Raw genomic sequence first — 25,536 nt, forward strand, 5'->3', positions numbered from 1 at the left:
GAGCGGCAACGCGGTCTGACAGACGCGGGGTCATATCTCAGACTCCCACCAACACCCCTCTGCCGAGCACTTATTGAAATACGGGCCCCCGGACGGACAGAGAATTGCCAGATCGGGGTTTTGGCCGCCTACGCCACCACCCGCGGCCACGCCCTAGTCGACCGCGAGCTCTACCTGCCCAAGTCCTGGCTAGAGGACCGCAAACGCTGCCAAGCGGCCCGCATCCCCGACGAGCGCATCTTCGCCACCAAGGGTGAACTGGCCCGCGACATGATCCTGCGCGCCCTGGCCTCCCCGCTCCCCATCGCCTGGGTGACGGCGGATTCTGCCTACGGGCAGGACTCGCACTTCCGCCGCTTCCTGGCGGATGCCGAGCTTTCCTACGTGGTCGCCGTCCCCACTGGTGCATGACGTGGACCCTGCCGGAGCCGATGCTCACCGTGACCGTGGCCAGCCCTGACCTGTCGCCCGGATGGGCCGCGGAGTCGAAATGGGACGGCTATCGTGCCCAACTCGCCAGTACGCGGATGGGGGGCTGCTGCGCTCGCGGCGTGGCACGGACATGGCTCCGGCGCCCCCAAGATCCGCGCGGCCGACCTCGCGCCACTGCCCGTCGACACCGGGCTCTATGGGGAGCTGACGGTGTGGGAGGAGGGCCGGTTGGCGTTCGAACGATTGCAGCAACGTCTCGGGCGGCGCGGGGACGCCGCGGCCGGGGCGGCGAGGGAGTGGCGCTCTTACCTGCTACATGCCGACACTGAATTGGCCCTGGAGTCCTAGCTCAGACACCAGCCGCAAAGTAGCGATCAGGACTTCGTGACCGCGGTCTTCTTGGGTTGGCGGGGCACGGTCTTGGCCTTATCGAGGTGCCCGTACACCGTCGACCGGGGCACGCCGAACATGTCGGCGATTTGCTTGACAGTCTTCTCCCGCTCGTCGTAAAGCCGTTGGGCGAGCGCGGCCTGGTCCTCGGTGAGCTTCGGCCGGCGTCCGCCAACCCGGCCCCGGGCGCGGGCGGAGGCGAGCCCATCGTTGGTGTTCGCCACGATCAGTTCGCGCTGGAGCTCGGCCAGCACGGATAGCATCCCGAACATCGCCCGTCCCTCCATCGTGAACGTGTCGATGCCCTGCTCGATCACGTGCAGCCCGATGCCGCGCTCGCGCAGGTCAGCGCCGAGCGTCACCAGGTGGAGCACGGAGCGGGAGAGCCGGTCGAGCCGGGTGACCTTCAACGTGTCGCCCTCGCGCAACAACTGCAGCACGAGGTCGAGCTTCGGCCGGGACACTTTCGCACCGCTCGCGGTGTCGACGTGGATGTTGTCGCGGTCGACACCGGCCCGCAGCAGGGCGTCGATCTGATGATCGGGTTTCTGGTCGGCGGTCGAGACCCGCGCGTAGCCGATGAGCATGTGTCGAAATCTATCGGGTGCACCGTTAACCGACGTTGTTTTCCGACGCGAGTTGCCGACACCGCCCACCTGCGGGTTCTTGATCACGTCCCCAAGTGTCGGCAGACGGTCGTTTGCCGACACGCACATCGAGTTCTGGACGGCCGGCGTAACCGACTACGCCCACCGCCTGCGGAGTAGGCGACCCTTTCAGCCTGCCAACTGCTGTAGCCATTCGCGCAGCAGAGCCGTCTCCGTGTCTCGCAGAGGTACCCCGGTGCTGAGCGCGGTTTCCAGTGCGGCATCGAGGGCGAGTGCGCGCGAGGCCAGGTCCGACCCGGATGAGGCGGGCGGGTCCGTGGTGACCGAGGCGATGACGGTGTCCCGCAGCCGCGCCGAAGTGGCCAGGTCCCGCTCCGAGGGCTCTTCGCCGATCAGCGCCAGCGTGGCGCCCGTCGTTGCCGCATGAATGACGCGGGTCGCCTGCTCCACCGGAACCCGAAGGCGCCCGGCCTCGGCCGCCCGGCCCAGCAGTCCCACCAGCAGGGCGTGCGCCTCGTCCGCGGCCGGGGGCCGCCGCCCGGGCTGCACAGTGCCGTACATGAGCATGTAGAACGCGGGGTGCCGCACTCCGAAGTCGACGTGCAGGTCCCAGCCGCGGTAGAGGTCGGCCACCGGGTCGTCGGGGGTCAGTGCCAGTGCCTCCCGTTTCTCGGCCAGGTACATCTCGAACCCGTAGGCGGCCAGCTCGGCCAGGAGTCCGTCCTTGTCGTCGAACATCCGGTACAGCGCGGGGGCCGTGATGCCTGCGGCGGCGGCGACAGCGCGCGTGGAGACCGCCTCGCTGCCGCCCTCTTCCAGAAGCTTGGCGGCCACTTGCAGCACCTGGCGCCGTACGGCGCGTCGTCCCTCGTTCATGGAACAACGATATCCAATTTTGCGTATCGGCGCCTTATCGGTGCTACGGTTTTAAGCGGAACAGCGATCCAAGCTGATGGTGGTCGGCGCCGCCCTGCGGCATCTGGGCATGCGCCGGACCCCGGCCGGGGCCGTCGGCCCCCACGCGTGGAGCAGTGCGGCCGACCGCCGCAGCGGGCACCTCATCGTCTGCCGGCACACCACCGAACACGCCGCCGTCGCGGCAGGAGAGGAACACCCATGTCCGATATCTCGATCGTCATCGCGTCGCATTCCGGCTACGGCCACACCGCGCAGATCGCCACGGCCGTCGCGGACGGCGCGCGCTCCATCGCTGGGACGCAGGTCCACCGCGTGGACGTCGCCTCTCTCAGCGACGCCGACTGGGAACTGATGGACGCCGCGGACGCCATCATCTTCGGCACCCCCACCTACATGGGCACCGCGTCGGGGGCGTTCCACGCTTTCGCCGAGGCCAGCAGCAAGCGGTGGATGACCCGCGCCTGGAGCGACAAGCTCGCGGCGGGATTCACCAACTCCGGCTCCATGAGCGGCGACAAGCTGCACACCTTGCAGTACCTGGCGCTCCTGGCGGCCCAGCACGGAATGCTCTGGGTGAGCCTGAACCTTCTGCCGGGCTGGAACACCACCACCTCCAGCCCCCAGGACGACAACCGCCTCGGCTTCTACCTCGGCGCGGGCGCGCAGAGCTTCAACGACACCCCCGCGGTCCACGACGCGGACCTGAACACCGCCCGCCACCTCGGCCGGCGCGTCGCCGAGCACACCCGCATCCACCGCGCCGGACTGGCCGCCGCAGCGCACTGACACAACGGTTCGCCAGAAATTGCCTTCCAGGTTTCTTTCAGAGGAGTGCGTCATGCAGCACCGGACACTGGGAAGCCAGGGCCTTGAGGTCTCGGCGATCGGCTACGGCGCGATGGGCCTGACGATGGCCTACGGCCCCACCGCCGACGAGGCCGGCGTCGCCGCCCTCCGCCGCGCCCACGACCTGGGCGTCACCTTCTTCGACACCGCCGAGATGTACGGCTGGGGCGCCGGATCCAACGAGATCCTGGTCGGCAAGGCGGTCAGGGACTTCCGCGACGACGTGGTCCTGGCCACCAAGTTCGGCGTCGACATGTCGGTACCGCCCGAGCAGATCGGCGGCCCTCTCAACAGCCGGCCCGACAACATCCGCAAGGTCGCCGACAACAGCCTGCGCTACCTCGGCGTAGACCACATCGACGTCTTCTACCAGCACCGCGTCGACCCCGAGGTGCCCATCGAGGAGGTCGCGGGCACCGTCAAAGAACTGATCGACGCGGGCAAGGTGAAGTACTTCGGCCTCAGCGAGGCCGGGCCCGAGACGATCCGCAGGGCGCACGCCGTGCAGCCGGTCTCCGTCCTGCAGACCGAGTACTCCCTGTTCGAACGGGACGTCGAGCAGCTCTTCCCCACCCTGGACGAACTCGGCATCGGCTTCGTCGCCTACTCCCCCCTCGGCCGCGGGTTCATCACCGGCACCGCCAAGCCCGCCGGCCAGTACGAAGCCACCGACATCCGCAACGTCGACCCGCGCTGGCAGCCGGGCAACTTCGAGAAGAACATCGAAGCCGTCGACCGGCTCGCCCAGCTCGCGGCGGCCAAGGGTGCCACCGTCTCCCAGCTGGCCCTGGCCTGGCTCCTGACCCGGGGCGAGCACATCGTGCCCATCCCCGGCACCCGCAGCCCGAAGCGCATCCAGGAAAACGTCGGCGCCGCCGACCTCACCCTCACCGACACCGACCTCAAGGCCATCGACGAGATCCTGCCTCAGGGCGGCTTCGGCGCCCGCTACACCGAGGGGCACGTGCCCACCTGGATCTGAGACCCACCCTGGGACAGATGCGCTCGGACACCGACGGCGGCACACGGGCCCGGTAAGGCCCGGATCACCGGAGCCTTGCAATGCCAGCCACGGCGAGAAGCGCCCGAAGCCATTGGAGCTGGCTTCGGGCACTCTCTTCGACGGCGCCGAACACTCAGCTGGGCATCGTCGCGGTGGGCTCAGGGAAACGCGACCGGGGCACTGTGATCGATAGCCCCAAGTCGAGCCGCTTGTCCATGTCGAGGCGGAACGTGCCGTACGGGTTGACGTTCGACCAGAACAGCGCGGTCAGCCCACGCCGGTCCTCGTCGCTCAGCTTCTTCGCCCAGGCGGGCTCGGCGAGGACCTGCTGAAGCAGCAGTGTGTTGATGTGTACGAGGCTCGACTGGAGCAGGTGCAGGGCGAGCATCGATGTCTCGGCGTGCTCTTTGTCCGGGCCGGTCAGGGCGCCGTCCTTGCCGTAGTGCAGGACGGTGTTCGCGCTGTTCCAGTTCTCCACGACCTGGAGCCCGCCGTGGATCTCGCGGCGCAGGCCGGGGCTGGCGAGGTAGTCGCAGGCGAAGATCGTGCGTACCGCGCGGCCCAGCTCTTCGAGGGCCTGGTAGGTCGGGTGCTTGGGGCCGCCGCGAGTGAAGCGCCGCAGCACCTGTTCCGCCTCGGCGGTGCCCAGGCGCAGGGCGGTGGCGTACTTGACCATCTGGTCGTACTGCTGGGCAATCAGGTCCCAGCGGATCGAGCGGGTCAGGGAGCCGCGGAGCGCCGGCCAGCCGGGCGGGTCGTCGTCGGGCCGGTACAGGCGGACGCTGCCGATGTTCTTCAGCCGGGGCAGCAGCCGGAAGTTGAGCAGCTCAGTGAAGGCGAACCCGACGACGCTCGCGCCGTGGGTGTCGACGTAGTTGGACTCGATCTCGGCGTCCGTGCAGTGCCGCAGCAGGCCCTCGATCATCGCCGCGACCTCGGACGACGAACAGCTCTTGAGCTGGGAGTAGATGCAGACGTTCTTCCGCTCCACGTGCCAGTAGATCATCACGCCGTTGCCGCCGTAGCGGGCGTGGTATTCGGTCATGAAGTTTGAGGACCAGGACCCGAACTTCTTCGAGTCCGACGCGCATGCCGTGCCCTGCCCCCACCATGCGGTGTCGCGGGCCGCGAAGGTGGCGTTCACCAGTTTCGTCACGGCGGCGCGGAGGTTGTCGATGTGCACGGTGCGGGTGGCCTCGAAGTCGCCGGGCAGGTCGTCCTCCGGGTTGCGCCAGCGCAGCCCGCCCTCAATGTAGATCTCGCGGCGGCGGATCGCGTCCCGCAGCGCGACCAGGACGCACAACTCGTACGGGATCCGCTCGACCTTGCCCTTGTCGTCGGCGACCGCCTCGCGCCAGTCCTTGCGCACGACGCCGTCCATAGGCACCGCCTCGGCGTCGTCGTAGAAGCGGGCCTTGCCATCGACGTCGGCGTACTTGGCCAGCAGCTTCAGCGCGTCCATCACCGGCCGGTAGGCGGTGTTGTTGCACTTGAAGCCCAGCGTGGTTAGCAGCGGCCGCAGCATCTGCCGGTAGTACGAGCTGTACGAGGAGCGCAGCGTGGTGCGGACCTTGGCCTTGAAGACCTTCTCGTTCACCTTCGCCTCGGCGACCAGGTCGCGCAGTGTCTTCTCGCCGACCAGGGGGTACAGGGCCGTGCGCACGATCTCGTCCGGCTTGCCGATCGCGGCGTCGGCCAGCTTGAAGAGGATGCCTTCCTTGCCGCGGACCTTCTTCAGCTCCGCAGTGAGCTGCCTCTCCACCCGGCGCTCGGCACGGGTGTTGATCTTCTGCACCAGGGCGACCAACAGGTCCACCAGGGCGTCGGTGATCTCCGCCTGCCGGCAGGAGCACAGGGCCGCAAGGAGCGTGATCCGTACGTCCTCGGCGGTGTCCCGGAAGTCCGAGGGATACATCTTGATCGCCCGTGCCCGCCAGGCGGCCAGCAGCTTCTCCGAACAGTCCGCGAACAGCCCCTCGGGCAGACCGAGTTTGCGCACGTCGTTCAGCTTGGTGATCTCTGTCAGCAGGGAGTCCAGGCCGACCGCGCCCGGGTCGCGCTTGAGCACGGCCAGCAGGGCGGTGCCGTCGTCATTGTCCTCCGTGACCAGCGCCAGCAGCCGGGCTGTGCCGGCATCGCCTAGGCGCTCGATGGTCCGGGTGCAGAACGCCTTCTCCCACCGGCCCCGCGCGGCGACCAGAACCTTCTCGATCCTGGTCCGGCCCGGAGGCTCGATCTTCCTTGCCCGGCACTCGACCAGCAGGGCTTCACGCTGCCGGTCCACCATCAGCTCGACCGGGCACACCTCCGCGGTCAGCCACGCGGTTAGATGCTCCTCGTCCACGAGGGTCGCCGGGCGGAACCCCAGCGCTTCTCGGACCTGCGCGCGGTGGTATTCGGCGGTCCGGCCCGTCAGGGAGTACTTCGCGAAGTCGGCGGCCGGGACCTTCACCAGCCCGGCGATGTACTCCACCGCAGCCTGCGGGGTCTCCTCCAGCAGATCCGGGAATCGGCCCTCAAGCTCAAAGAACTTCAGCAGCAGGCAGAAGCCGAGTCGCGTCGCGCCGGTCTTGTTGGCTACCAACTTCCAGTCGCTGTCCACCGGTGTCCAGCTCGCCAACAGCTCTTCTGGCGGCCACTCTTGGCGCACGCCCCGCCCCCTCCCTCGCCGACCCTTGCATCACTCGATCAGCCCAACGAGGCGCCCAAGGCCGGGAAACGGGGCTATCTCACGACGCGCAAGCCACTCGACGGTTACCTTGCGGCCGGTGTCTGAGCTAGGACTCCGGGGCCGTTACCTTGCGGCCGGTGTCTGAGCTAGGACTCCGGGGCCGAATTGACGGGCCCGGCCGTACGTGCTGCGCCGTGCGGTCCTCGAGGAGCTTTTCGTAGAGTGCGACCTTCAGACGCCGTAGCAGCCGTGCCCGTCGACTACCGACCCGGATTCCGCCAATGGCTGACGTGTACGGCGAGCAGGCTGGAGGGGGTCTGCTTCAAGCGGTGGACGAGCACTACCGCCAGAGTGTCCGGTCGTGGCGGAGCTATACATCGGCTCCAGCACCACTCTCTCCCAGGTCTTTGCCCGTTCCCTGACTCACCGGCTACTCCCCCACAGGTCGGCGCCCATGGACGGGATAGACGTGCTCTGCGGGCTGTGGCAAGCCACCTTTGACGTGCTCCTGATCCAACCCACTCTGGCGGCTGAAGTCGCCATCGCCGCAGCCCGGGACCCACCGGGCGCTGGCGCCACCCCGCCCCTGTCCACCGCATCGACCGACCTCGAGCCGCACGACGCCCCACTGCTCGACGAGCGCAGCGGCCCACCGTACGGGTGATCGGCTGTCTGATCGAGCAGGCGGTTACGTCCCATCCAGCTGAGAATCACCGCATGCGTACGCGGCCAACCGGTACGCCTGAGCGTCACAGGAGCGCCCTGATCTTGTTGTGGAAGTCGGCGTCGAGGCCCGGCATCGCGTCTGAAGGGCGTTGGGGTTAGTGCCCAGCCCCGTGCCGCTTCATCTGCCAGAACGTGCGCTCACGCGAGTCCAGGATCGACAACAGCGGTGCATCGATCCCGAGGCGGACCGCGGTTTGGTGAATGGCTTCGCGCAGGTACGGACGCACTATGGGTGTGGCAACAGCTTTCGCGAAGTCTGACACGACTTCTAGGGGTACGCTGACCTGTTCTGGAGTCCGGAAGACGGCTGCGACGTCGGCGATGAGGCGCCCCTGGGCAGTAACGACGACGGCCCTCAATCGGATGTCGATGGTGTCACCTTCGAGACGCTGCATCAGCTCGATCTCGGCGGTGTCGTCGTCAGGCGCCGTGTCGTCACGGGAGCCGGTGCTGGCGCGCGAGAAGCCGTCGAGGCGGCGTCCGGAGACCTCGTAGTACACGATGTCGACTAGTTCGGCCGTGTCCTGCAGCTCGCTCACGGCGGTCAAGACTCGTGCTACTTGGTTGGTCATGCTGCGGACCGCCTACCTGCAACAGCGACGGCTTCTTCTTTGTGTGCAACGGCCTGCCAGCCGGCATCCGAGGGACGCTCTTCGACCACCATCGTCGTGACGCGGATGCACAGTCCGACCGCCCGGGCGTAGCGCATTACCGTGCTGAGGCGTGGGTCGCCACCTAGGCGTTCAAAGTCGGACACGGCTGACTGCGTGGTCTCCATGGCTTCGGCGACCTGCGTCTGCGAGATCTTCCGGCTCTTGCGGTGCTGCACCAGTGTCTCGATGAGTTTCATGACTCGCTCGGTGTCGTCGAGCGCGTCCTGTGTACGAGCATCAGCCAAGTCGATCCCAAGCATGTCAGCCAGGTACTCATCCACGGTGTCCCCCTTCCCCTGTTTGCCGAGTATCGCCTAAAACCGATATCAATTCAACGCGTCAGGTCGTTGATCGTCACCTTTTGACCTGGTTTGCCACTCGTTTAGACGCTTACGTGCAGTCTCGATATCGGTCGGATCGGTTGCGATGCCCTGTGTGGACTTCTTGTTCACGAACTTCACAGCGAGCAGCAGATCAAGGTCGGCTCCCTCCACCTCGCTGTAGAAGAGACGGAAGATCCGCTCACCGCAGTCCAGCCTCAGCTCCAGTAGTCCACCCCGCAGGTCTTTTCGATCTTTGGGGAGCAGTCCACCCTTCTGCGCACGCTCCATTAGGCGGCCCAACCGAGCCTTCTCAGTCCTGGTGAGCCGACACTTGATCATCTCCTTGCGTACAACATCCGCCCCCACGGCTGTCTGGTAGAACTCCCAGCGCTTTGTCACGTGCCCGCTCCCCCTCCCTGCGGTGGCAGGGCATGTCTCCCTGAGCCCAAACTGTCGCAGACAGTAAGCAGACGATCTCTTGGTTATCTTGGCCGTCAGAACCCGGCACCTGCACACTCACGCAGGTGTTCCGGCTGCTCAGCGCCGGGGTGCGCCGCTTTCCAAGAACTCTGGGGCAGCAGGGAACGCAAGAATCCGGCTCGGACTATCACCCGAATGGGTGAGGTGAAGGTGAGGCGATGTGCTGTCGCTTTCGACGCTCCGCTGATGCCGATGTCGGCTCAGACGCAAGATGAGGGGGATCAGATCTCTCTTTCGAATGAAAGAAGATGACTCCTGCGGGCCGCGGTTCCCGGGCACTCTGAGCCGGAGGTCAGCGTTCCGGGCCTGTCATGCCGCTGTCTCATCTGCCACACCATCGCCGTTGAGCAGTCGGAAGCAACGGCCGCCTTGCCTTCCCCAGAACTCTGGCCGTTGCGGGCATAAGCACCACCCGGCCGCTCCGTTGGAATCGGTCCGCACCCACATCGATACACCAAGCGGCCGGATAGCCCTGCGCACCATGAGCCACCCACATCCAGTGAACAGCTCACGTCGCTGTCTGTGGCGATCGGGAAGGTGCTCGGCGGGGCGCTACGGTGCCTCAGTCGCTTTGGCCGTGGTGCGTCCCTGGGAGCGGTCTGTCTTCGCTCCCGGGTTCTTCGGGTGGATGGTGCTCGGGTCGACGGCTTCGCCGGGGGCGCCGACGGCGTAGGGGCCGTTGGGCTGGCTGTCCCGGTCGTGCGGGAGGAGGAAGAAGACGCGCCGGCGGTACAGGCCGCTGTCGGGGTCGGGTTCGGCCTGGTCGTCGAGGACGGCGTAGCCGATCATGCGGCCGTCTCGGGCGTAGCGCGGCTTGTTGTGGCGGCGCGGGGTCTTGTCGATCGCCTGGCGGACGTAGTGGAGTTTGCCGGGGTCCTCCAGCCACACCACGTCCTGCTCGTGGGTGATCTCGCTTGCGTCCAACAGCGAGCTCATTGGTCTCGGTTTCTCCCCCAGGTCGCGCAGGTAGTGCATGCCTTCCTTGGAACCATCCACGCAGTCCAGGTCCGGCAGTCTCTCTTCCGCGACCGGCTGGCTGCGGCCCTTCTCACGGCCGTCCGGTGGCCACCGTTCGGCCCGCAAGTATGGCGATCACGGTGGAGAGCCGTCAGTAGCAGACGCGCCGCTAGGGCACGCGAAGGTGCATCGTGGTCGTTGGCGATCACTTGCCCCGGGCGCGGTGGTCTGTCGAACGGCTAGAGGGCCTGGCGGACCGTGATGCAGCATTCGTGTGGCTCAGGCGGTGTACGGGTGCTGCTGCTCGTGCAGTGACGGGCTGCTGCCCAGGCAGCCGGGTCGCCGACGGGCCGGAATAGTGCAGGCGTGGCTGCGGCGCGGCGTTGGACGGGACTGACGGGACTGAGATTTCTGCACACGAACCACCCTGCATGTACCTCTGGGCATCCGTAGCGCAGAGAAGCCCATGCGTGAGTCCCGTCAGTCCCGTGGCTCACTGCGCAGGGCCACGCTTGTACTCGGTTCTCGCCAGTTCAGACTCATGTCGCGTGTCCCTTTGAGAAACCGAGTTCCGCCGGCCCCGTTACTTGCCGGCTGGGGTTATCTCCGCGGCGCGGCCCCTTTGGGAGCGAGGGGTCTTAGCTCCGACTTTCCCGGGCCCAATGGTGCTGGGATCCACGGCTTCCCCGGGTGCGCCTACTTCGTAGGGTCCGGTCGGCTGGTTGTCGCGGTCGTGGGGCAGGAGGAAGAAGGTGCGGCGGGCGAAGAGGCCGCTGTCGGGGTCGCTTGCGGCGCCGACTTTGAGGTTGGTGTAGCCGATGAGGCGTCCGTCGCGTTCGTATCGGGGCTTGCCTCGGCGGGTGTGCACTTTGTCCAGGGCCTGCCGGACGTAGTCGAGGTCTGTCGGGTCTTCCAGCCACACCACTTCTACTTCATCGGTGAGCTGGCTGTCTTGCAGCATCGAGCTCATGGCCGAAGACCCTCCTTCTTGTCGAGCGGCCGCTGGCCGGTCTCTGTGGGGTGCCCACCGCTCGCAGTCTGTCCCCTCGCACAGCTCTTATCAGGTTCGCGTCCTTCATCGTACGGCGCGGCGGCGGGCCTTCCCAGCGTGCCGGGTTGCGTCACCGTGATCATTCGGCGGTCTCCGTTCCGGCGTCTGCGAGCAGTGCGAGTCCTGGGTACAGCTTGCGGTCGTTGTTCTTGATCATCTCTGCTGGGGAGGATAGGCCGAGTTCCTGGCGGATGCGGCTGGCGAAGGCTCGGCTGGTGGCGGGGCGGATGCCTTCTGCTGAGCACCAGCCGCCGTACGTTTCGTAGAGGAGCTTTTGCTCTACGCGCAGGTCGGGGTTGGGCTCTCCGTTGGTGAGCGTGGTGCACCGTTCGGTGATGAAGCGGCCGATGTGGTCTTCGGTTTTCTCGTAGGCCTCGGTGGCCAGGCGTACGGAGGCGGGTCCGTGGAGGGGGTCGCGGGTGGCGAGGTACTGGCGTGCGCCTTGGATGAGCCAGTGCAGGATGCCTGGTCCTTCGTCGCGGACGAGTTCCTGGGCCAGGTTGTCGATCTTGCGTGCGTTGGGCACCTTGCGTTCGAAGGGGATGAGCCGCATGCGCCGCCAGAAGGCGTAGCCGCCGGTGCCGACCTCGGGACGGTGGTTGCCCAGGAGCCACAGTTTGTGTGTGGGTGTGAACGTGAAGAAGTCCTGCCGCATCCGTCGGGCGGTGATGGTGTCGCCGCCGGTGAGGAGCTTGACTCGGGCCTCGTTGAACTTGTCGTTCGGCTTGAGCTCGCTGCATACGACAATGCGCCGGCCGTGGAGTTCGGTCAGTTCGGTGCTGTGTTCGGTGAATTTGCCCTTTTCCATGAGGAAGCCTGGTGGCGCGGCGTTGGCGTAGTCACCGAGGATCTGCATCATGACCTCGAGCAGGACTGATTTGCCGTTGGCGCCGGAGCCGTAGAGGAAGGGCAGGACTTGGGCGCCGACATCGCCGGTGACGGAGTAGCCGAGGAGCAGGTGGAGAAAGGCGATGGTCTCCCGGCCCTTGCCGTCGTCGCCGAAGGTGTCGCGCAGGAAGCTGTACCACCGCGGGATCGGCATCTCGTGCGGAGCGACGGTTGTGGCGCGGGAGTGCATGTCAGACAGTGGGTCGGGTTTGCGCAGTTCGCCGTTTTTGAGGTCGACGACTCCGCCTGGGGTGCACAGGACGTAGATGTTGCCGTCCAAGGTGTCGGGGTCGAGGCTGAGGCCGGGAGCGGCCTGTGCCTGCTGCAGGAGGGCCTTCATCCCCGAGGTGGATTGGGTGCGGCGGCGGTGTGCCGCGAGGTCGCGGTCGCTGAAGATGCCGCGGGGGTCGGTGCGAGGCATCTGCTCGGCCATGTCGCCGGCCGCCCACATGGCGCCTTTCTCGCCGCCGGTGCGCTTCCACCGGTACTGGTCCCAGCAGTACCAGCCGAGTCCTTCGACGTGCCGGAAGCGGTCGCTGTAGAGCCGGGCGAAGAGCTTGGCGTTGGCCCGGTCGGTCAGTTCGTCCGGGAGCAGACCTGCTGGGGCTGGGATGGGGCGGCGGGCGCCTTCGGTTGCCGCCTGCGCCGGCAGCAGTGGCTGCCCGTCGGCCAGGTGGAGGTCGAGACTCTGCTGCTGGTGGATCTGCTCGGCTGCGGCCACGGCGTCGAAGCGGGGCGTTTCGGCGCTGCTCATGAGCGTCCTTTGGGGTGGAGCGGGCGTTGTTTGCCGGCGGACAGAGCGGATTCGATGATGGAGACGTTGCGGTGTTCCTGGTGGGGGCGCGCGTGGTTGGCGGTCTCCAGCAGCAGTGTCTTTGCGTCCGTCTCCGCGAGGTGGCCGCCCTGGATGAGGCCTCCGGCCGTGAAGGCGGCCCGGTTGAGTTTTTCGGTGAAGCTGGCGCCTTCGGGGATGGTTCCGCAAGCGGCGACCAGTTCCAGGAGGGGCTCGAGGATCCGGCTGGCGGACTTCGGTGCTCGTCGGCGGGGCCGTGCTGTCGGTATGACAGGTGGAAGGTCGGTTGCCGGGCTGGGCGGTACGTGGCCGGTGCGGGTGAGTTCAGCGGCCAGCCAGTTGGGCAGAGGAGCGGGGCGTCGGGCGTTTCCTACGCGTGTATAGGTTCCGGCTGTTGTCCGTGTGGCTGGTGCGACGATGTAGCCGCCATCAGAGCGGACATCGACCTGCCAGGCCAGTGCAACCTTGGGACTCGATCCTGTGGAGGATCGGTAGCGTGTTTCAGGGTTGGGGTTGCGGTACCAGATGTGAAGGCCACCCGATGGTGTGCGCACCCGAAGGGTTTCCTCGTCCTCCGCGGGACTTGGCTCGTGCCGGAGAGCGGCCAGAAGTGCCAGCGTGTCAAAGCCGGTGGCCAAGCCCGTGAGTGTCACGTGGGGGCCGATAGCGATGCCTGGCAGCAGGCGAGAGCGGTCAGGGACTTGTGCGCTGTGGGCGTCTACATCGATGACCACGAGGTTCGCGGGACCGCAGGAGACTCCCACCCCGAGGCGGGGCTGAGCTGACCACCAGGCATCGATGCGCTGAAGTGAAGTGGTGGCGGCGTGGAAGCCGTGGCACCAGCCTCCGGCAGGGATACAAGGACAGTCGGCCGGGTTGTGTCGACTTCGCCGGCAGCGCTCGCAGTTGGCCGCTGGCGTCTTCTGCCGAGGCGCCAGCGGATGCACCGGCCAGCCCTCAGCAGCGCACCATCGGGCCACATCCCGGGGCTCGGCAGAACCCGAGGGGACTGGCAAGGGTGTCGCGACCTGGCCGGGCACTGGGCGTCCTTGTCGAATCTGTTCGGTCTTCTGCAGTCTTCGTCGGCACCGGATCCTCCGTGCTGGGCGGCGGCTGACGGGACTGACGGGACTGAGTTTTACGCATGCGGCACAGAGGTTAGCGCACGCGCGGCGGCGTCGATGTGGGTAGAGCAGGCGTGTCGAAAAGTCAGTCCCGTCAGTCCCTGCCGGAGCTTCCGCACCCTGCCAGGCGGGGGCGGCCGGGACGCAGCAGACATTCAGTCCCGCTTCGGTCCCGTTAAAGAACGTGCAGGTCAAACGTGGTTTGGCTTCCCGAACGGGACTGACGGGACTGAAGGCTGCATATATGAGCTGCGCAGCAGTTATAAGCACAGGTGGCTTTGTGCGCGCGCATACGCGCGCCCCTGATTGCAGTAACCTGCAGGTTGAGTCCCGTCAGTCCCGTTCACTCGCTATACAACGCTCTGACCTGCGTTTTTCCCAGCGGGACTGAAACGGGACCGAAGTGGTCTGTGAGTCCCAGTCCCGGGCCGACGTCGCAGGAGCACGAGTGCGGCGGCGGCCCAGGACCGTGCGCAGCCCTGAACCAGTACGGCCGGGGGGGTGGACCTGCGCCTGTTCCGCCGTCGACTGCCACCTGCCTGACCGGCCCCGTCATGCTGGCATTACCGCTTGGCTGTCTCTCCCCTTTGTTCGCGGACCGTCTCGGAAGGTGCGGCCGCAGCCGGTGAGGCGGTGGGCCGGTCGTCTCCGGCGGTCCGTTCCTGGGGGTCGGGTCGTGCTGGGAGAGTGTCGGAGACGTCTGGTCGGTTCGCTGCCGCGGCCACCAGGGCGTTGATCCGGCGGGCGAACTCAGGGCCGGGCAGGGGGAGGTCCATCTCGGGTTCGCGGAGCCAGCCGACTGTGACGGCTGTGGGGACGAAGGCCATGAGTTCGGTGACGGCGGCTGTGCGGGTGCGGGCGGTGTGCTTGGACAGGTGGCGCAGGATCCTGAGGATCGTGGTGGTTGAGGTGCTCAGGACCCGGTGGTCCGCGGGGTTCCAGTCGGAGGCACGTTGAGTGTTGGGACGGCCGTCGGGAGTGGGTGCCTCGGGTGGGGGCTCGAGGTCATCGGTCTGCTGGTGCCACCAGTTGGCCGTGTTGTCCTCGCCTTGGGCGAGGTGGTGGAGGTAGAGGCAGTAGGCGGCTGCTGGCTGGCCGGCGCCGGCGGCGAACTGCCACCACAGGCGTGCCCCGTCGTCGGTGTCGGTCAGCTGCAGGACGCACGCGAGGGCAAGCGCGCTGCGGGGTTCGGGGACTTGATCGGTGAGGAACTGAGCGACGTCGGTGGGTGGGGTGTGGGTGAGAAGGGTCTCGCACAAGGCGCGCAGATCCTCGGCGGCCTCCCTGGTCCTGCGATCCCGGGACGTGGTGGCCACTTTGCCAGGCCGGGCGGGAGCACTGACCGCCGGGGCGTAGGCGGGGACGATGTCGCAGGGCACGGTGCGGTCTTTGACGAGCTGGGCACGGGAGAGCAGGTCGTCGATGCGGGTCATGCGGTTGTTCCTTCGTTTTCGGGTGGGCAGAGGATGCTCTCCAGGAAGTGGACGGCGTGGCGTTCGTCAGAGCGCACGAGCGCCGGCGGGACGCCCAGGAGGGCGGAGACGCGCTCGGTGGGCAGCCGCCACAGGGTGCGGAGCACCATCACGTCGAGTTGGTTGTCGGGCAGGCGGCTCATCGCCCGAAACAGGGCCAGGGTTTCGGCCATCTGCTCGAGGCGGTCTGCTTCGTCGGTGAGGGAGGTCAGGGCGATGGTGTCGAAGGCCGCCTGGCTGAGCGATGGCCTGCCGTCGATGTGTGGGGTGCGGGACATGACGGTGCTGCGCAGGACCTTCCAGGCAAAGCGGCGGGTGTCGGGGCTGGCTAGGGCGGAGTTCCACGACAGCCAGAGGATGTCGAAGGTGTCGGAGACTGCGGTGTCGCGCTGGTGATCGTCGAGGAGGAAGCTCTGGGCGTAGAGGCTGTAGTCGTGTTCGACGAGTTCGCAGAAGGCCCGGTGGTCCAGCGGGGGTGCGGCGTGAGTGGTGGTTACCGCGGTGTTCTCGGTGGAGCGTTCGACCCATTCCCTGCTCTTGTGGGCTTCGAAGGCTGCTTGGCGCCACAGCCGGTACAGCGGTGAGTAGGGCATGTTGAGCAGCGCAGACAGACTGAAGACGATTTCCCAGCGCGGGTAGAGACCGATGCCGCGCAGCAGTTCGGACAGTTTCGACTTGGCCAGCGGTACCCGGCCGGAGAGGTCGCTGAGGGTTAGGCCGCTGCGGAGGTAGGCCTCACGCATCGGCTCCAGCCAGGCGCGGTGTGCACTGCCGACGCATTTGTCGATCGGTCCGAGCTTGCGTCCCGGCCGTGCGGGTGGCGCGGGTGGCTCGAAGGGTGTGGTCACCGGGCGCCGTCCTCCTTGTCGGGAACGGCCACGCGGTGTCCCGAGGCCGGCGCGGTCTGCGCGCGCACCGCGCGGACGATCTGCTGCACGGTCAGCCCCAGCACGGGGGCGAGCGCGGCGACCGCGGCGGTCGTGGCCTGACCGACCGAGACCATCACCACGCTCCAGGTGAAGACCGTCAGCGTCACCGCCGCGGTGATGATCACTATCTGCTTGCGTTCCATCCAGCCTCCTACGGTCGGCTCGTCACCGGGCAGCCGTCCTTAAAGGCTGCGCCGGGCCCCGGATGGGCGGGTGCCGAAGCCGCCCTCCGGAGAGGTCAACCAGCATGGAGTGAAGCGCAGTTGCTACGCCACGTGATCATCGAATCACGGAACAATGGTCTCGCGGGTCCACAGCTTCCTGCCGAGACGGAGGCTCCTGCACGGCCTGTACAGGGCCTCATACAGGAAGCGCAAAACGAGGCCCGTGTGAGGGGAAGTTCCCGGTTTTCCTTGCAATCGGGCCGCACGCCCCCGTCAAATGGATACAGGGCACCTACGGTGTCGGCTCAAAGAAGCCCGCTCCCGTGCCGAGAATTTGGGGGGCGCGCTGACGCTCTCGCCTGGCCGCTCATGTAGGCCAGGCGAGAGCAGCGTCGCCCGGAGCGACCCCACGACAGTAGCCCAGGGCACCGACAGCACCCCCGAGACGCACTGCCTTGACCTGCTGCACAAGGACACTTTCACGCCACCCGCAGCGCTTCCCGGCACCCATCGCCCAAGGATGTACGCCAGCGGACAACGTACGCCCGTGCTGACGCGCGGCCGCTCTTGTCTTGCCAGCGGCTGTCCGGCACAACGCACGCAGCGATGATTCCAGGTCCCTCCAGCTACCGGCTTATACGTACCTCTTACGTGATTGCGCTGATGGCGAGGCCGGGCGGGGTGCGACAGGCTTGTCGTTCTGCGCTGAGACGCCCGAACCGTTCGGGCCGGTCCGCACCGTGCGGACGGTGCGAGGGGGAGGCCGAATGACGGCTCACGTCATATCTGTTCACCATGTTGGTCACGTCCGAGGGTTCGCGGAACGCCTGCTTATGTCGGGGGTGCGGGACGCGTACGGTGACTTCACCTGCTCGCCCGCGGGTCTGTGGCTCGCGCTGTCGGCCGTGGCGTCCGGGGCGGAGTCGGGAACGGCTCGGGAGCTGCGTGACCTGTTCGGCGTGGCCGGGCCGGAGGCCGCCGCCGCCGAGGTGACGGCGCAGCTGGCTCAGACGCAAGGCGTTGCGGTCGCGACAGCCGTGTGGGCGCGGGTCGCGGTGTACCGGGCGTACCGCGAGCGGCTGCCGGACGTCCGCTTCGGGCACCTTGACCCCGACGACGTGCGGGCGATCGATACCTGGGTCCGCGAGGCGACCGGCGGAATGATCCGCGAGCTGCCGGACCGCCCGAAGGGGGAAGAGCTGCTCCTCCTGGTCAACGCGCTTCAGCTGGACGGCACTTGGGCGTCACCACGTTTCATGCAGGAGGAGACGTCCGACCAGATCTTCACCGACGCCCGGGGCGTCGAGCACTTCGTTCCGACGATGGCGACGTCGCTGCCCCGGCCGTCGTACGCGTGGACCGTGGAGGCCCCTTCCGGAGCACGGGAGGACGAGGTAGACGTCGTGGCGCTGCTGTGCGCCGAGGAGGCTGGGCGACGGCCGCTGCAGGTCAGTTGTGTGCTGGGAGCGCCGGGCCGGGGCCCGGAGGACGTACTGCCCGCCGCTTGGGCGGCGCGTGAGCACCGGCGGCCGATCGACGCGGACGCCGTGACCATCGCCCTCCCACGCCTCCACCTCCACACGCGCCTGCGCGCGGAGCAGCTCCTAGCCTGGCTCGGTGCGCCCCTGGCCGTGTCCGATCTGGCCGACTTCTCCGGCATGTCTCCCGAGTCGCTGCACGTTGGCAGGGTCGCCCAGAAGTCGGTTCTGAGGATCGACGAGGAGGGGGTCCGGGCGGCCGCGGTGACGCAGGTGTGGAAGAGAAGGTTGGGCGTCTCGGGCCGTGTGCCGCGGACCAGGCACATCGCCTTCGACAGGCCGTTCGGCATCGTGGTCTTCGCCGGCGACACCGGACTGCCGTTGTTCACCGCATGGCAGGCGTCCGCACCCCGGTCGCCCCATGTCTGACCGAGAGGACCGAGGGCCGGTCAGGCAGCTGATGCGCGAGTACGGCGGACGGGCGGCCCGTGCCCGCGCGACGACAGGGGCGTGGGGAGTGTTGTGGCCCGCCTCGGCGGCGTGGTTGATCAATGCCCCTGCAATGACCGCTCAGGGCCTGTAGACAGCGCTTCGGATGGCCTGGTCGACTCGCCGGTCGTCGGCGAGTTCATGGAGGTGGCCCGCTCCGTCCGGTTGGGCGCGCAGCGCGGAGGCAACGATGCTCGCGGCCTGCCCGGTGAGCTCGCGCATCCAGTCCTTGATGTCATCTTGCGGTCTCCACCGGTCGAAGCGGCCGTCCCAGTCGCACATGCCCTGAACGGCCGTGTCGAGCAGAGCCCACTGCTTCTCGCGCGCTGCGAGGCGGGCGACATCCAGCAGCCACCACACGGCCCGGTCGGCCTCCTCCCGGCTGGGCCAGTCGTCGTCGGCGGCATGTTCAGTCAGGGCCTGGACCACGGCGGTCGCCTGCGCGGGGTTGTCGAGCAACGCCTTCCTGGCGGTCGTCACCTTCATCCTGGTGATCACGTCCAGGTACAGCTCGTAGGAGCCGGGCTGATCGGCGGCGAGGGTGAGCAGCTGGGCAGCCGCAGAGGTGTCGTTCTTCTTGTCGGCGGCCTCCAGCAGGCGCTGGGCGCGCACGATGGGTAGTTCTCTTCCGGCTTCCGTCTCGCGGTCGACGAGGTCGAGGAAGGCCGCCATGTCCTGGGGTCGGCGGGCGGGATCGAGCTGGGTGGCCTGGCGTACGACGCCGTACCACGGTCCCGGCTCGGGCAGGAGGGGCCTGTTGGTCTGTGGCCAGGTCCCGGTGAGAATCCAGCCGATGAGCTGGCCGAGGCTGTAGATGTCGCTGGCGGGAATTACATCGTGGCCGTCGATGAACTGTTCCGGGGCCGCGAACCCTTCGGTGCCGATTCCGGTGGTGGTCAACAGGCCGGCAGTGCTCGTCTTTCCGCGCGGGCGACGCACGATGCCCCAGTCGGCCAGTACCCACCGTTCCTCCAGGTACAGGATGTTGGACGGCTTGATGTCCCGGTGCAGCCACCCGTGCTCGTGCGCCGCGGCGAGAGCTGAGGCGACGGCGTCCACCAGGACGCGCAGCCGGCTCGGCTCCAGGAGCTCCGACCGCAGGTCCTCGGCGGTGGCCTGGGCCTTCGGCATCACGAACCAGGCGTGGTCCGGGCTGAAGTCGAGCACTGGCATCACGTGGGGGTGACCGCCAAGCTGCTGCCCGAGTTCGATCTCCCGGGCCATGCGTCGGCGCTCCCGGGACCCCTTACCCAGGCGGCGCTTGAACGCCACGACCACGTGCGACGCCTTGTGGATGGCTTCGAAAACCTCGGCCTGCCCGCCCTCCGCCAGCGGCAGCCGGGCGAGCCGGTAGTCCTTCCTCTCCCCACGGGCGGAGCAGCTCACCAGTCTGTACTCCTGCACCCGCGCCCCAACCGGAGAGGTGTCCCCCTGGCGAGACTCCGCGGCCGGCTGGTGCCCGGTGAGCTTGACCACGACAGGTCGCACCCGGGACGGGTCGTTGTTCGGCAGGGAGGCGAGCAGGTAGGCAGGCCCGTTGGCTCTCTCGGCTTGGGCGAGGCCGAAGACCTGGGCGAGCCGGAGATCAGCCACCATCTCAGCAGAGCGATCCGCCACGAGGGTACGGTGCAGCAGGACGTGGTTGCCGGACCCGTCGGGGGAGGCACTGAGCACGCCGTCGTGCCCGTCGGCCAGCAGGTGCGCCGGGTAATGCCCGGCCGTCGGAATCCAGTCCTCACGCCGACCGGCATCTGTGCTGCGCCCCAGATCCACCACGGTGCTGCTCCCGCCCGCGGCGAGGAAGAAGCGGCGCCCATCCAGCCAGACGGCCGAGCGCACAGCTGCCTCGAAGGCGACGGGGTAGCGCAGCTGGTCGCCGAGCTCGCTGCCCACGCGGGTCAGGGCGAGCGTGCCGTCGCCAGCGCCGAAGGTGACGCCGGAACCGGAGAGCACCCAGAGCTCCCCGCCGGGTCCCGTCAGCAGTTGGGATCCCTCCTCGAAGGCGCCGGCCAGGACGGTCAGTGCGCCGTCGTGCCAGCGGACCAGCGCCGGCCCGCACATCACCAGCAGCGCGTCGTCGGGCTGAAGGACTGGGGTTCCGTGGCATCCGGACAGTTTCAGGCGCCAGCGCGCTGCGCCCCACCCGCCGATTTCTGCCACACCGTGCGCGCCGGTGATCAGCAGACTGTTCCCGCCAGGCCACGAAAGAGCTGCAAGGCCCGAGGGAGGATCCGCCAAGGCCGGCCCCATGAAGAGCAGCTCAGCGGCCAGAGGTGCCTGGGCCTGCATCTCCACCCGCACCGTCGGGCTCAGACGCGCCGCAGGCGTCATCGGCCATGCGTAGTCCGGAGGGCGGGAGGCGGTGAGCAGCTGAGCGAGCGGTACGTAGGGCTGGCGCTGCCGGAAGGTGTCGCGGATCAGCTCTGGAAGGGACCGCAGACCGGCCACTGCCGCGTCCAGATGGGTCCGGTCCAGCACCACGCCGAAGGCCCGCACGGCGCCCTCGACCTGATCCAGATCATCGTCGTCGGGCGTGGTTGTGGCCGTCCACCACAGCAGAGCCCATCGCTCTGACTCCAGCCCCGACCGGCGTGCGGCGATCACCGCCCGGCCCATGGCATCGTTCGGGCCGATGGCCAGGCTGAGCAGGTAGTCCCGCCCTTCGTACTCGAAGCCGAGCCCGGGCAGCCCCTCCAGGTCAACGCGCTGCACGGCGCCTTCGTCGATGACTTGGTTCAGGAGAGCGGCCACCAGCTCGGCGAGCGTCTCGTATCTCTCCGCATCGGTCGCGGTGTCGTCCTTGGCCCACTGGCCGTAGTCGGCCAGCAGCGCCCGCACCCCATCCACGCTGTTCGTGTTCCCCCGCGTCCCTGGTCCCGGCCCCGAAGCGGGGCCAGCGTGAGCGCATTGTGTCCCATCGCGGCCGCGCGGCACCGGAGTTCGCTGGCATCCGTCGCCACCGGCCACCCGGGGACGACGGCAAGGACGCCCCGCACATGCCGTTCCGCTACCTCGCAGGACACGAGATCGACGCCTAATCCCGCCAGACGACGGTCCGGTGCCCATCGAACTTCATCTCGTACCGCCAGCTCGCCGCAGCCGGCAGGCGGGACGAGCTTGGCGAGCGCGACGTCGACGGGAAGCCCACGGCATCAGACTCCGGCCGCCACCGCACCGATGCATGTGGACGGGCGCTACCTGAGCAGGGGCATCACCGCCTTCACGACCAGCGTGAGCGGCGTGTCCTGTGCGGCCAGCACGGTGCCGTAGGCGATCGCGACGTGCTCGATGGCCATCATCGCGGCGCACAGGACGCGGGCCTGGGGCTCGGTGAGCTCGTCGTCGCGGTCGATCGTGAGTGACGTGAGGGCAATCGCCGTGAGGACGACGAACGCCGCGAGCAGCGCGATCGAACAGGTGGGGCATCACTGCCTTTCTGGGCCAGTCGACGGTCGCTGGCCTCACCCCTTCCGCCGAGAAACAGGCCGCCCTACAGGATCGAAACGAGCGGTGAGATGCACGTCACGGGCGCGCGCTTCGGGCCGCTGAATCAAGGCCGTCCTACTCCTTGCGGCCGCGGCGCGACGTGGGGCGGCTCGGAATCTTCATCCGCACGCTTGTGCGATTTCCCGTTATGGTGGATACCTGGAGAGGACACAGGTCAGGGAGGGGCGAGCGACAGACGGGAGGTTCGAGCCGTGGATTTACTCATCTTCGAGTCGCCTCCGGTTACTCCGCTCGCTACGGCGCCTCCCTCCCCGGCGCTCTCGTGCAGCGCGCTGCCGAGCGCGGAATGACGACGCTCGCGCTGACCGACCGGGACACGGTCGCGGGCACGGTCCGCTTCGCCACCGCCGCCGCGGCCGCCGGTATCCGTCCCGTCTTCGGTGTCGACGTCGCCGTCGCCCCACTCACCTCGCCCGACCCGGCTGCCGGACGGCCGCGTACGCCCGTCCGCGGCGGCGCGCACGTGCTCGAGCCGCCGCTGCGGATCACCCTGCTCGCGCAGAACGCGACTGGGTGGGCGCGGCTCTGCCGCCTGGTGTCCACCGCACATGCTGAGGCCGACGGCGCGGCACCGGTCGTGTCCTGGCCTACCTTGAGCGCATACGCCGACCAGGACCTGATGGTGCTGCTCGGCCCGGCCTCCGAACCGGTGCGGGCCCTGTCCGCCGGCCGCCCCGACGTCGCCGAGCAGCTGCTCGCGCCGTGGCGGGAGCTCGCCGGAAAGCAGCTGCGGCTGGAAGCCGTGTACCTGGGACGGCAGGGCACCGGCGCGGGCTCACTGCGACTGGCCGCGCGCATTGTGGGCCTGGCCGACCAGCTCGGCGTCCGTACGGTGCTGACGAACGCGGTCCGCTACGCCGACCCCGACCAGCACCGGCTGGCCGACGTCCTCGACGCGGCCCGCCTGCTGCGGCCCGTCGACCGCCGGCACCTAGACGGCGGCGAACGCTGGCTCAAGGCACCGGACGCCATGGCGGCAGCCGCCGACCGCATCGCCCAGGCCGTAGGCGACGACCCCGCCCGGGCGGCCCGCCTGCTGACCGAGACCGAGGCCACCGGCCAGTCCTGCACCCTCACCCCGGCCGATCTCGGGCTCGGGCGTCCCCACTTCCCCGAACCCTCCGTCGTCGGCGCCGGCCCCCAGCGCGGCTCGGCGATGCGGCTGCTGAGGCAACGGTGTGAGACGGGAATGGTCGCGCGTGGCCTGGACCGGGACGAGCCTGCCGCATGACAGCTCCGCTACGAGCTGGAGGTCATCGGGCGGCTCGGCTTCGAGGGGTACTTCCTGACCGTGGCCCAGGTGGTCGCGGACACCCGGGCCCTGGGGATCCGGGTCGCCGCCCGCGGCTCCGGCGCCGGCTCCATGGTCAACCACGCGCTGTTCGTCGCCACGGCCAACCCTCTCGAACACCGGCTCCTGTTCGAGAGATTCCTCAGCGAGCGGCGTACGTCGTTGCCGGACATCGACCTCGACGTGGAGTCCGAGCGGCGCCTGGAGGTGTACGACGCGATCATTAAGCGGTTCGGGCGGGATCGGACTGCGGTTACCGGCATGCCCGAGACCTACCGGGCGCGGCACGCCCTGCGGGATAGCGGTCTCGCCCTCGGGATTCCGCCGCAGGTTGTCGGCGAGATCGCCAAGAGCTTTCCGCACGTCCGGGCCCGGGACATTCGCGGTGCCTTGGCCGAACTGCCGGAGCTGCGGCAGCTCGCCTCCCGGGCGGGGAAGTTCGGACCGTTGTGGGAGCTCGCCGAGGGCCTGGATGCGCTGCCCCGCGGCTACGCCATGCACCCGTGTGGGGTGATCCTGTCGAACGCGGCGCTGCTGGACCGGCTGCCGGTGCAGCCGACCCCGGCCGGATACCCGATGGTGCAGGCCGACAAGGAGGACGTCGAAGATCTTGGTCTCCTAAAGCTCGACGTCCTGGGCGTGCGGATGCAGTCCGCGATGGCGTACGCGGTCGCCGAGATCCGCCGCACGACCGGACGCGCGCTCGACCTCGACAACCCCGATCACGTCAGCCTGAACGACCAGCAGGCCTTCGAGATGATCCGGGCCTCGGACACCGTCGGCCTCTTCCAGCTCGAAAGCCCCGGTCAGCAGGATCTGGTGGGACGGCTGCAGCCCCGGCACATGCAGGACGTCGTCGCCGACATCAGCCTCTTCCGCCCCGGCCCCGTCTCTGGGGGCATGCCCGCCCTGTACATCGCCGCTCGGCACGGCGCCACCCCCACCTACCCGCACCCGGACCTGGAGCCGGTGCTCAACGACACCTACGGCGTGGTCATCTGGCACGAACAGATCATCGCGATCCTCACCACGATGACCGGCTGCGACCGTGCCGCCGGCGACGTCGCCCGCCGCGCCCTGACCGACCCCGACCGGCTGCCCAAGGTCGAGCAGTGGTTCCGTCGTACGGCCGGGGAGCGCGGCTACCCCAAGGACGTGCTCGACGAGGTGTGGGAGACCGTCTCCTCCTTCGGCGCGTACGGCTTCTGCCGCGCCCACGCGGTGGCCTTCGCCGTCCCCGCTCTGCAGTCCGCGTACCTGAAGGCGCACTTCCCGGCGCATCTGTACGCGGGCCTGCTGGAGCACGATCCGGGCATGTGGCCGCGCCGGGTCATCGTCGCCGACGCCCGCCGCCACGGCGTGCCCGTGCTGCCCGTCGACGTCAACCACTCGCGAGGGCAGCACAGCGTGGAGAAGACCGGGCAGGGCCTCGGGGTGCGCCTGGCATTCTCCACGGTCAAGGGCATCAGCGAGGCAGAGACCGCCCGCCTGACCGTCGGCCAGCCCTACACCGGACTGCAGGATCTGTGGCTGCGCGCCCGCCCGTCCTTGCCGCTCGCCCAGCGTCTGATCCGTATCGGTGCCCTCGACGCCCTCTCCCCCGGCCTGACCCGGCGGGATCTGCTGCTGCAGGCCACCGAACTGCACCGCCAATCCCGCAACCGCACCGCCACCGACGGGCAGCTGCCGCTGGGCGGCGAGCTGGTGACCGCCGGACCGAGCGGGCTGCCGGAAATGACCAGCCGCGACAAGCTCGGCGCCGAACTCGACACCCTCTCCATCGACGTGAGCCAGCATCTGATGGAGCACCACCACCGGCTGCTGCGCGAGCTCGGCGCGACCGACGCCGCCCACCTGCGCGGCATGGTGCCCGGGCAGAAGGTGCTGGTCGCCGGAGTGCGGGCCTCGACACAGACGCCGCCCATCCCGTCCGGCAAGCGGATCATCTTCTGCACCCTGGAAGACGGCTCCGGCCTGGTCGACATCGCCTTCTTTGAGGACTCCCACGAGCACGTCGCGCACACCGTGTTCCACTCCGGGCTTCTGCTGGTACGCGGCCAGGTGGAGGCGCGCGGCCCGCGCCGCACCGTCGTCGGCGAGATGGCCTGGGACCTGGATGAGGTGGCCGCCGCCCGCCGCGACCACGGACCCCAGGCCGCCCTCGACCTCCTCGGCCGCACCAGCCCCGCCCCCACCCCCGCCCAGCCGGCCACGCCCCAGCGCACGCTTGCCGACGGCACGGCCGGGGCTCGGCTTCACCCCTATGCCGATCTCCAGCCCGCCGGGACCCGCTCCGCGGACCTGCGCCGGCTCGGCCACCGAAGCCAGGGAAGCGCAGGGTGA

General features: G+C 68.4%; 18 protein-coding genes and 2 pseudogenes. 6 read left to right on the forward strand and 14 right to left on the reverse strand.

The features are described 5' to 3' along the window. Nucleotides 1-90: 90 nt before the first annotated feature. Nucleotides 91-393, forward strand: a pseudogene (locus ACWGJM_RS42920) (transposase); the annotation flags it as partial. 413 nt (nucleotides 394-806) lie between these two features. Here ACWGJM_RS42920 and ACWGJM_RS42925 read toward each other — a convergent pair. Both ACWGJM_RS42925 and ACWGJM_RS42930 read right to left on the reverse strand, forming a co-directional pair. Next, a complete protein-coding gene (locus ACWGJM_RS42925) occupies nucleotides 807-1,496 on the reverse strand; it encodes a recombinase family protein (RefSeq protein WP_453417199.1) in 690 nt (229 codons plus the stop codon). Between the two features lie 102 nt (nucleotides 1,497-1,598). Continuing rightward, the gene (locus ACWGJM_RS42930; protein WP_453417200.1) at nucleotides 1,599-2,306 is read right to left on the reverse strand and encodes a TetR/AcrR family transcriptional regulator; all 708 of its coding nucleotides are present in this window, start codon (nucleotides 2,304-2,306) and stop codon (nucleotides 1,599-1,601) included. 240 nt (nucleotides 2,307-2,546) lie between these two features. Between ACWGJM_RS42930 and ACWGJM_RS42935 the strand changes: the two genes are divergently transcribed. Then, a complete protein-coding gene (locus tag ACWGJM_RS42935) occupies nucleotides 2,547-3,134 on the forward strand; it encodes a flavodoxin family protein (protein ID WP_453417201.1) in 588 nt (195 codons plus the stop codon). A gap of 52 nt (nucleotides 3,135-3,186) precedes the next feature. Continuing rightward, nucleotides 3,187-4,176 carry an aldo/keto reductase gene (locus tag ACWGJM_RS42940; RefSeq protein WP_453417202.1) on the forward strand — a complete coding sequence of 330 codons (990 nt, stop codon included), beginning with the start codon at nucleotides 3,187-3,189 and terminating at the stop codon, nucleotides 4,174-4,176. 154 nt (nucleotides 4,177-4,330) lie between these two features. Here the strand turns inward: ACWGJM_RS42940 and ACWGJM_RS42945 are convergent, their stop codons facing one another. Further along, nucleotides 4,331-6,847: a Tn3 family transposase gene (locus ACWGJM_RS42945; protein WP_453417203.1), complete on the reverse strand. Its 2,517-nt coding sequence runs from the start codon at nucleotides 6,845-6,847 to the stop codon at nucleotides 4,331-4,333. 475 nt (nucleotides 6,848-7,322) lie between these two features. Here ACWGJM_RS42945 and ACWGJM_RS42950 point away from each other — a divergent pair, with 475 nt between their 5' ends. After that, entirely contained in the window at nucleotides 7,323-7,532 is a 210-nt protein-coding gene (locus tag ACWGJM_RS42950; RefSeq protein ID WP_453417204.1) for a hypothetical protein, read from the forward strand. Between the two features lie 157 nt (nucleotides 7,533-7,689). Here ACWGJM_RS42950 and ACWGJM_RS42955 read toward each other — a convergent pair whose 3' ends face one another. The 10 genes from ACWGJM_RS42955 to ACWGJM_RS43000 all read right to left on the reverse strand — a co-directional run bounded on the left by ACWGJM_RS42955 (nucleotide 7,690) and on the right by ACWGJM_RS43000 (nucleotide 16,407). Then, complete coding sequence (locus tag ACWGJM_RS42955) at nucleotides 7,690-8,133, reverse strand: hypothetical protein (protein WP_453417205.1); 444 nt, start codon at nucleotides 8,131-8,133, stop codon at nucleotides 7,690-7,692. A 29-nt stretch (nucleotides 8,134-8,162) separates the two neighbouring features. Then, the gene (locus ACWGJM_RS42960) at nucleotides 8,163-8,528 is read right to left on the reverse strand and encodes a helix-turn-helix domain-containing protein (protein ID WP_453417206.1); all 366 of its coding nucleotides are present in this window, start codon (nucleotides 8,526-8,528) and stop codon (nucleotides 8,163-8,165) included. A gap of 45 nt (nucleotides 8,529-8,573) precedes the next feature. After that, nucleotides 8,574-8,969 carry a type II toxin-antitoxin system RelE/ParE family toxin gene (locus ACWGJM_RS42965; RefSeq protein ID WP_453417207.1) on the reverse strand — a complete coding sequence of 132 codons (396 nt, stop codon included), beginning with the start codon at nucleotides 8,967-8,969 and terminating at the stop codon, nucleotides 8,574-8,576. A gap of 633 nt (nucleotides 8,970-9,602) precedes the next feature. After that, nucleotides 9,603-9,986, reverse strand: a complete 384-nt coding sequence (locus tag ACWGJM_RS42970) for a DUF6009 family protein (protein ID WP_453417208.1) — start codon at nucleotides 9,984-9,986, stop codon at nucleotides 9,603-9,605. A gap of 604 nt (nucleotides 9,987-10,590) precedes the next feature. Further along, nucleotides 10,591-10,977 (reverse strand): DUF6009 family protein, encoded by a 387-nt coding sequence (locus tag ACWGJM_RS42975; protein ID WP_453417209.1) that lies wholly within the window; start codon nucleotides 10,975-10,977, stop codon nucleotides 10,591-10,593. 160 nt (nucleotides 10,978-11,137) lie between these two features. Further along, on the reverse strand, nucleotides 11,138-12,700 hold the full coding sequence (locus tag ACWGJM_RS42980; RefSeq protein WP_453417210.1) for a DNA primase family protein: 1,563 nt from the start codon (nucleotides 12,698-12,700) through the stop codon (nucleotides 11,138-11,140). Continuing rightward, nucleotides 12,697-13,719, reverse strand: coding sequence for a bifunctional DNA primase/polymerase (locus tag ACWGJM_RS42985; RefSeq protein ID WP_453417242.1), 1,023 nt, complete (start codon nucleotides 13,717-13,719; stop codon nucleotides 12,697-12,699). The genes ACWGJM_RS42980 and ACWGJM_RS42985 overlap by 4 nt, the downstream gene beginning before the upstream one ends. A gap of 707 nt (nucleotides 13,720-14,426) precedes the next feature. After that, nucleotides 14,427-15,296 carry a hypothetical protein gene (locus ACWGJM_RS42990; protein WP_453417211.1) on the reverse strand — a complete coding sequence of 290 codons (870 nt, stop codon included), beginning with the start codon at nucleotides 15,294-15,296 and terminating at the stop codon, nucleotides 14,427-14,429. Further along, nucleotides 15,293-16,183, reverse strand: a complete 891-nt coding sequence (locus tag ACWGJM_RS42995) for a sigma-70 family RNA polymerase sigma factor (protein ID WP_453417212.1) — start codon at nucleotides 16,181-16,183, stop codon at nucleotides 15,293-15,295. The genes ACWGJM_RS42990 and ACWGJM_RS42995 overlap by 4 nt, the downstream gene beginning before the upstream one ends. Continuing rightward, a complete protein-coding gene (locus ACWGJM_RS43000) occupies nucleotides 16,180-16,407 on the reverse strand; it encodes a hypothetical protein (protein ID WP_453417213.1) in 228 nt (75 codons plus the stop codon). Before ACWGJM_RS43000 ends, ACWGJM_RS42995 begins: the two co-directional genes overlap by 4 nt. Before the next feature lie 854 nt (nucleotides 16,408-17,261). On the opposite strand from ACWGJM_RS43000, the gene ACWGJM_RS43005 reads away from it, so the two are divergent. Continuing rightward, nucleotides 17,262-18,335: a serpin family protein gene (locus ACWGJM_RS43005; RefSeq protein ID WP_453417214.1), complete on the forward strand. Its 1,074-nt coding sequence runs from the start codon at nucleotides 17,262-17,264 to the stop codon at nucleotides 18,333-18,335. A 141-nt stretch (nucleotides 18,336-18,476) separates the two neighbouring features. Here the strand turns inward: ACWGJM_RS43005 and ACWGJM_RS43010 are convergent, their stop codons facing one another. After that, complete coding sequence (locus tag ACWGJM_RS43010) at nucleotides 18,477-21,242, reverse strand: protein kinase domain-containing protein (RefSeq protein ID WP_453417215.1); 2,766 nt, start codon at nucleotides 21,240-21,242, stop codon at nucleotides 18,477-18,479. Nucleotides 21,243-22,029: 787 nt separating this feature from the next. Here ACWGJM_RS43010 and ACWGJM_RS43015 point away from each other — a divergent pair. After that, nucleotides 22,030-25,536 (forward strand): annotated as a pseudogene (locus ACWGJM_RS43015) (DNA polymerase III subunit alpha).

The organism is Streptomyces sp. NPDC054834 (assembly GCF_053611185.1).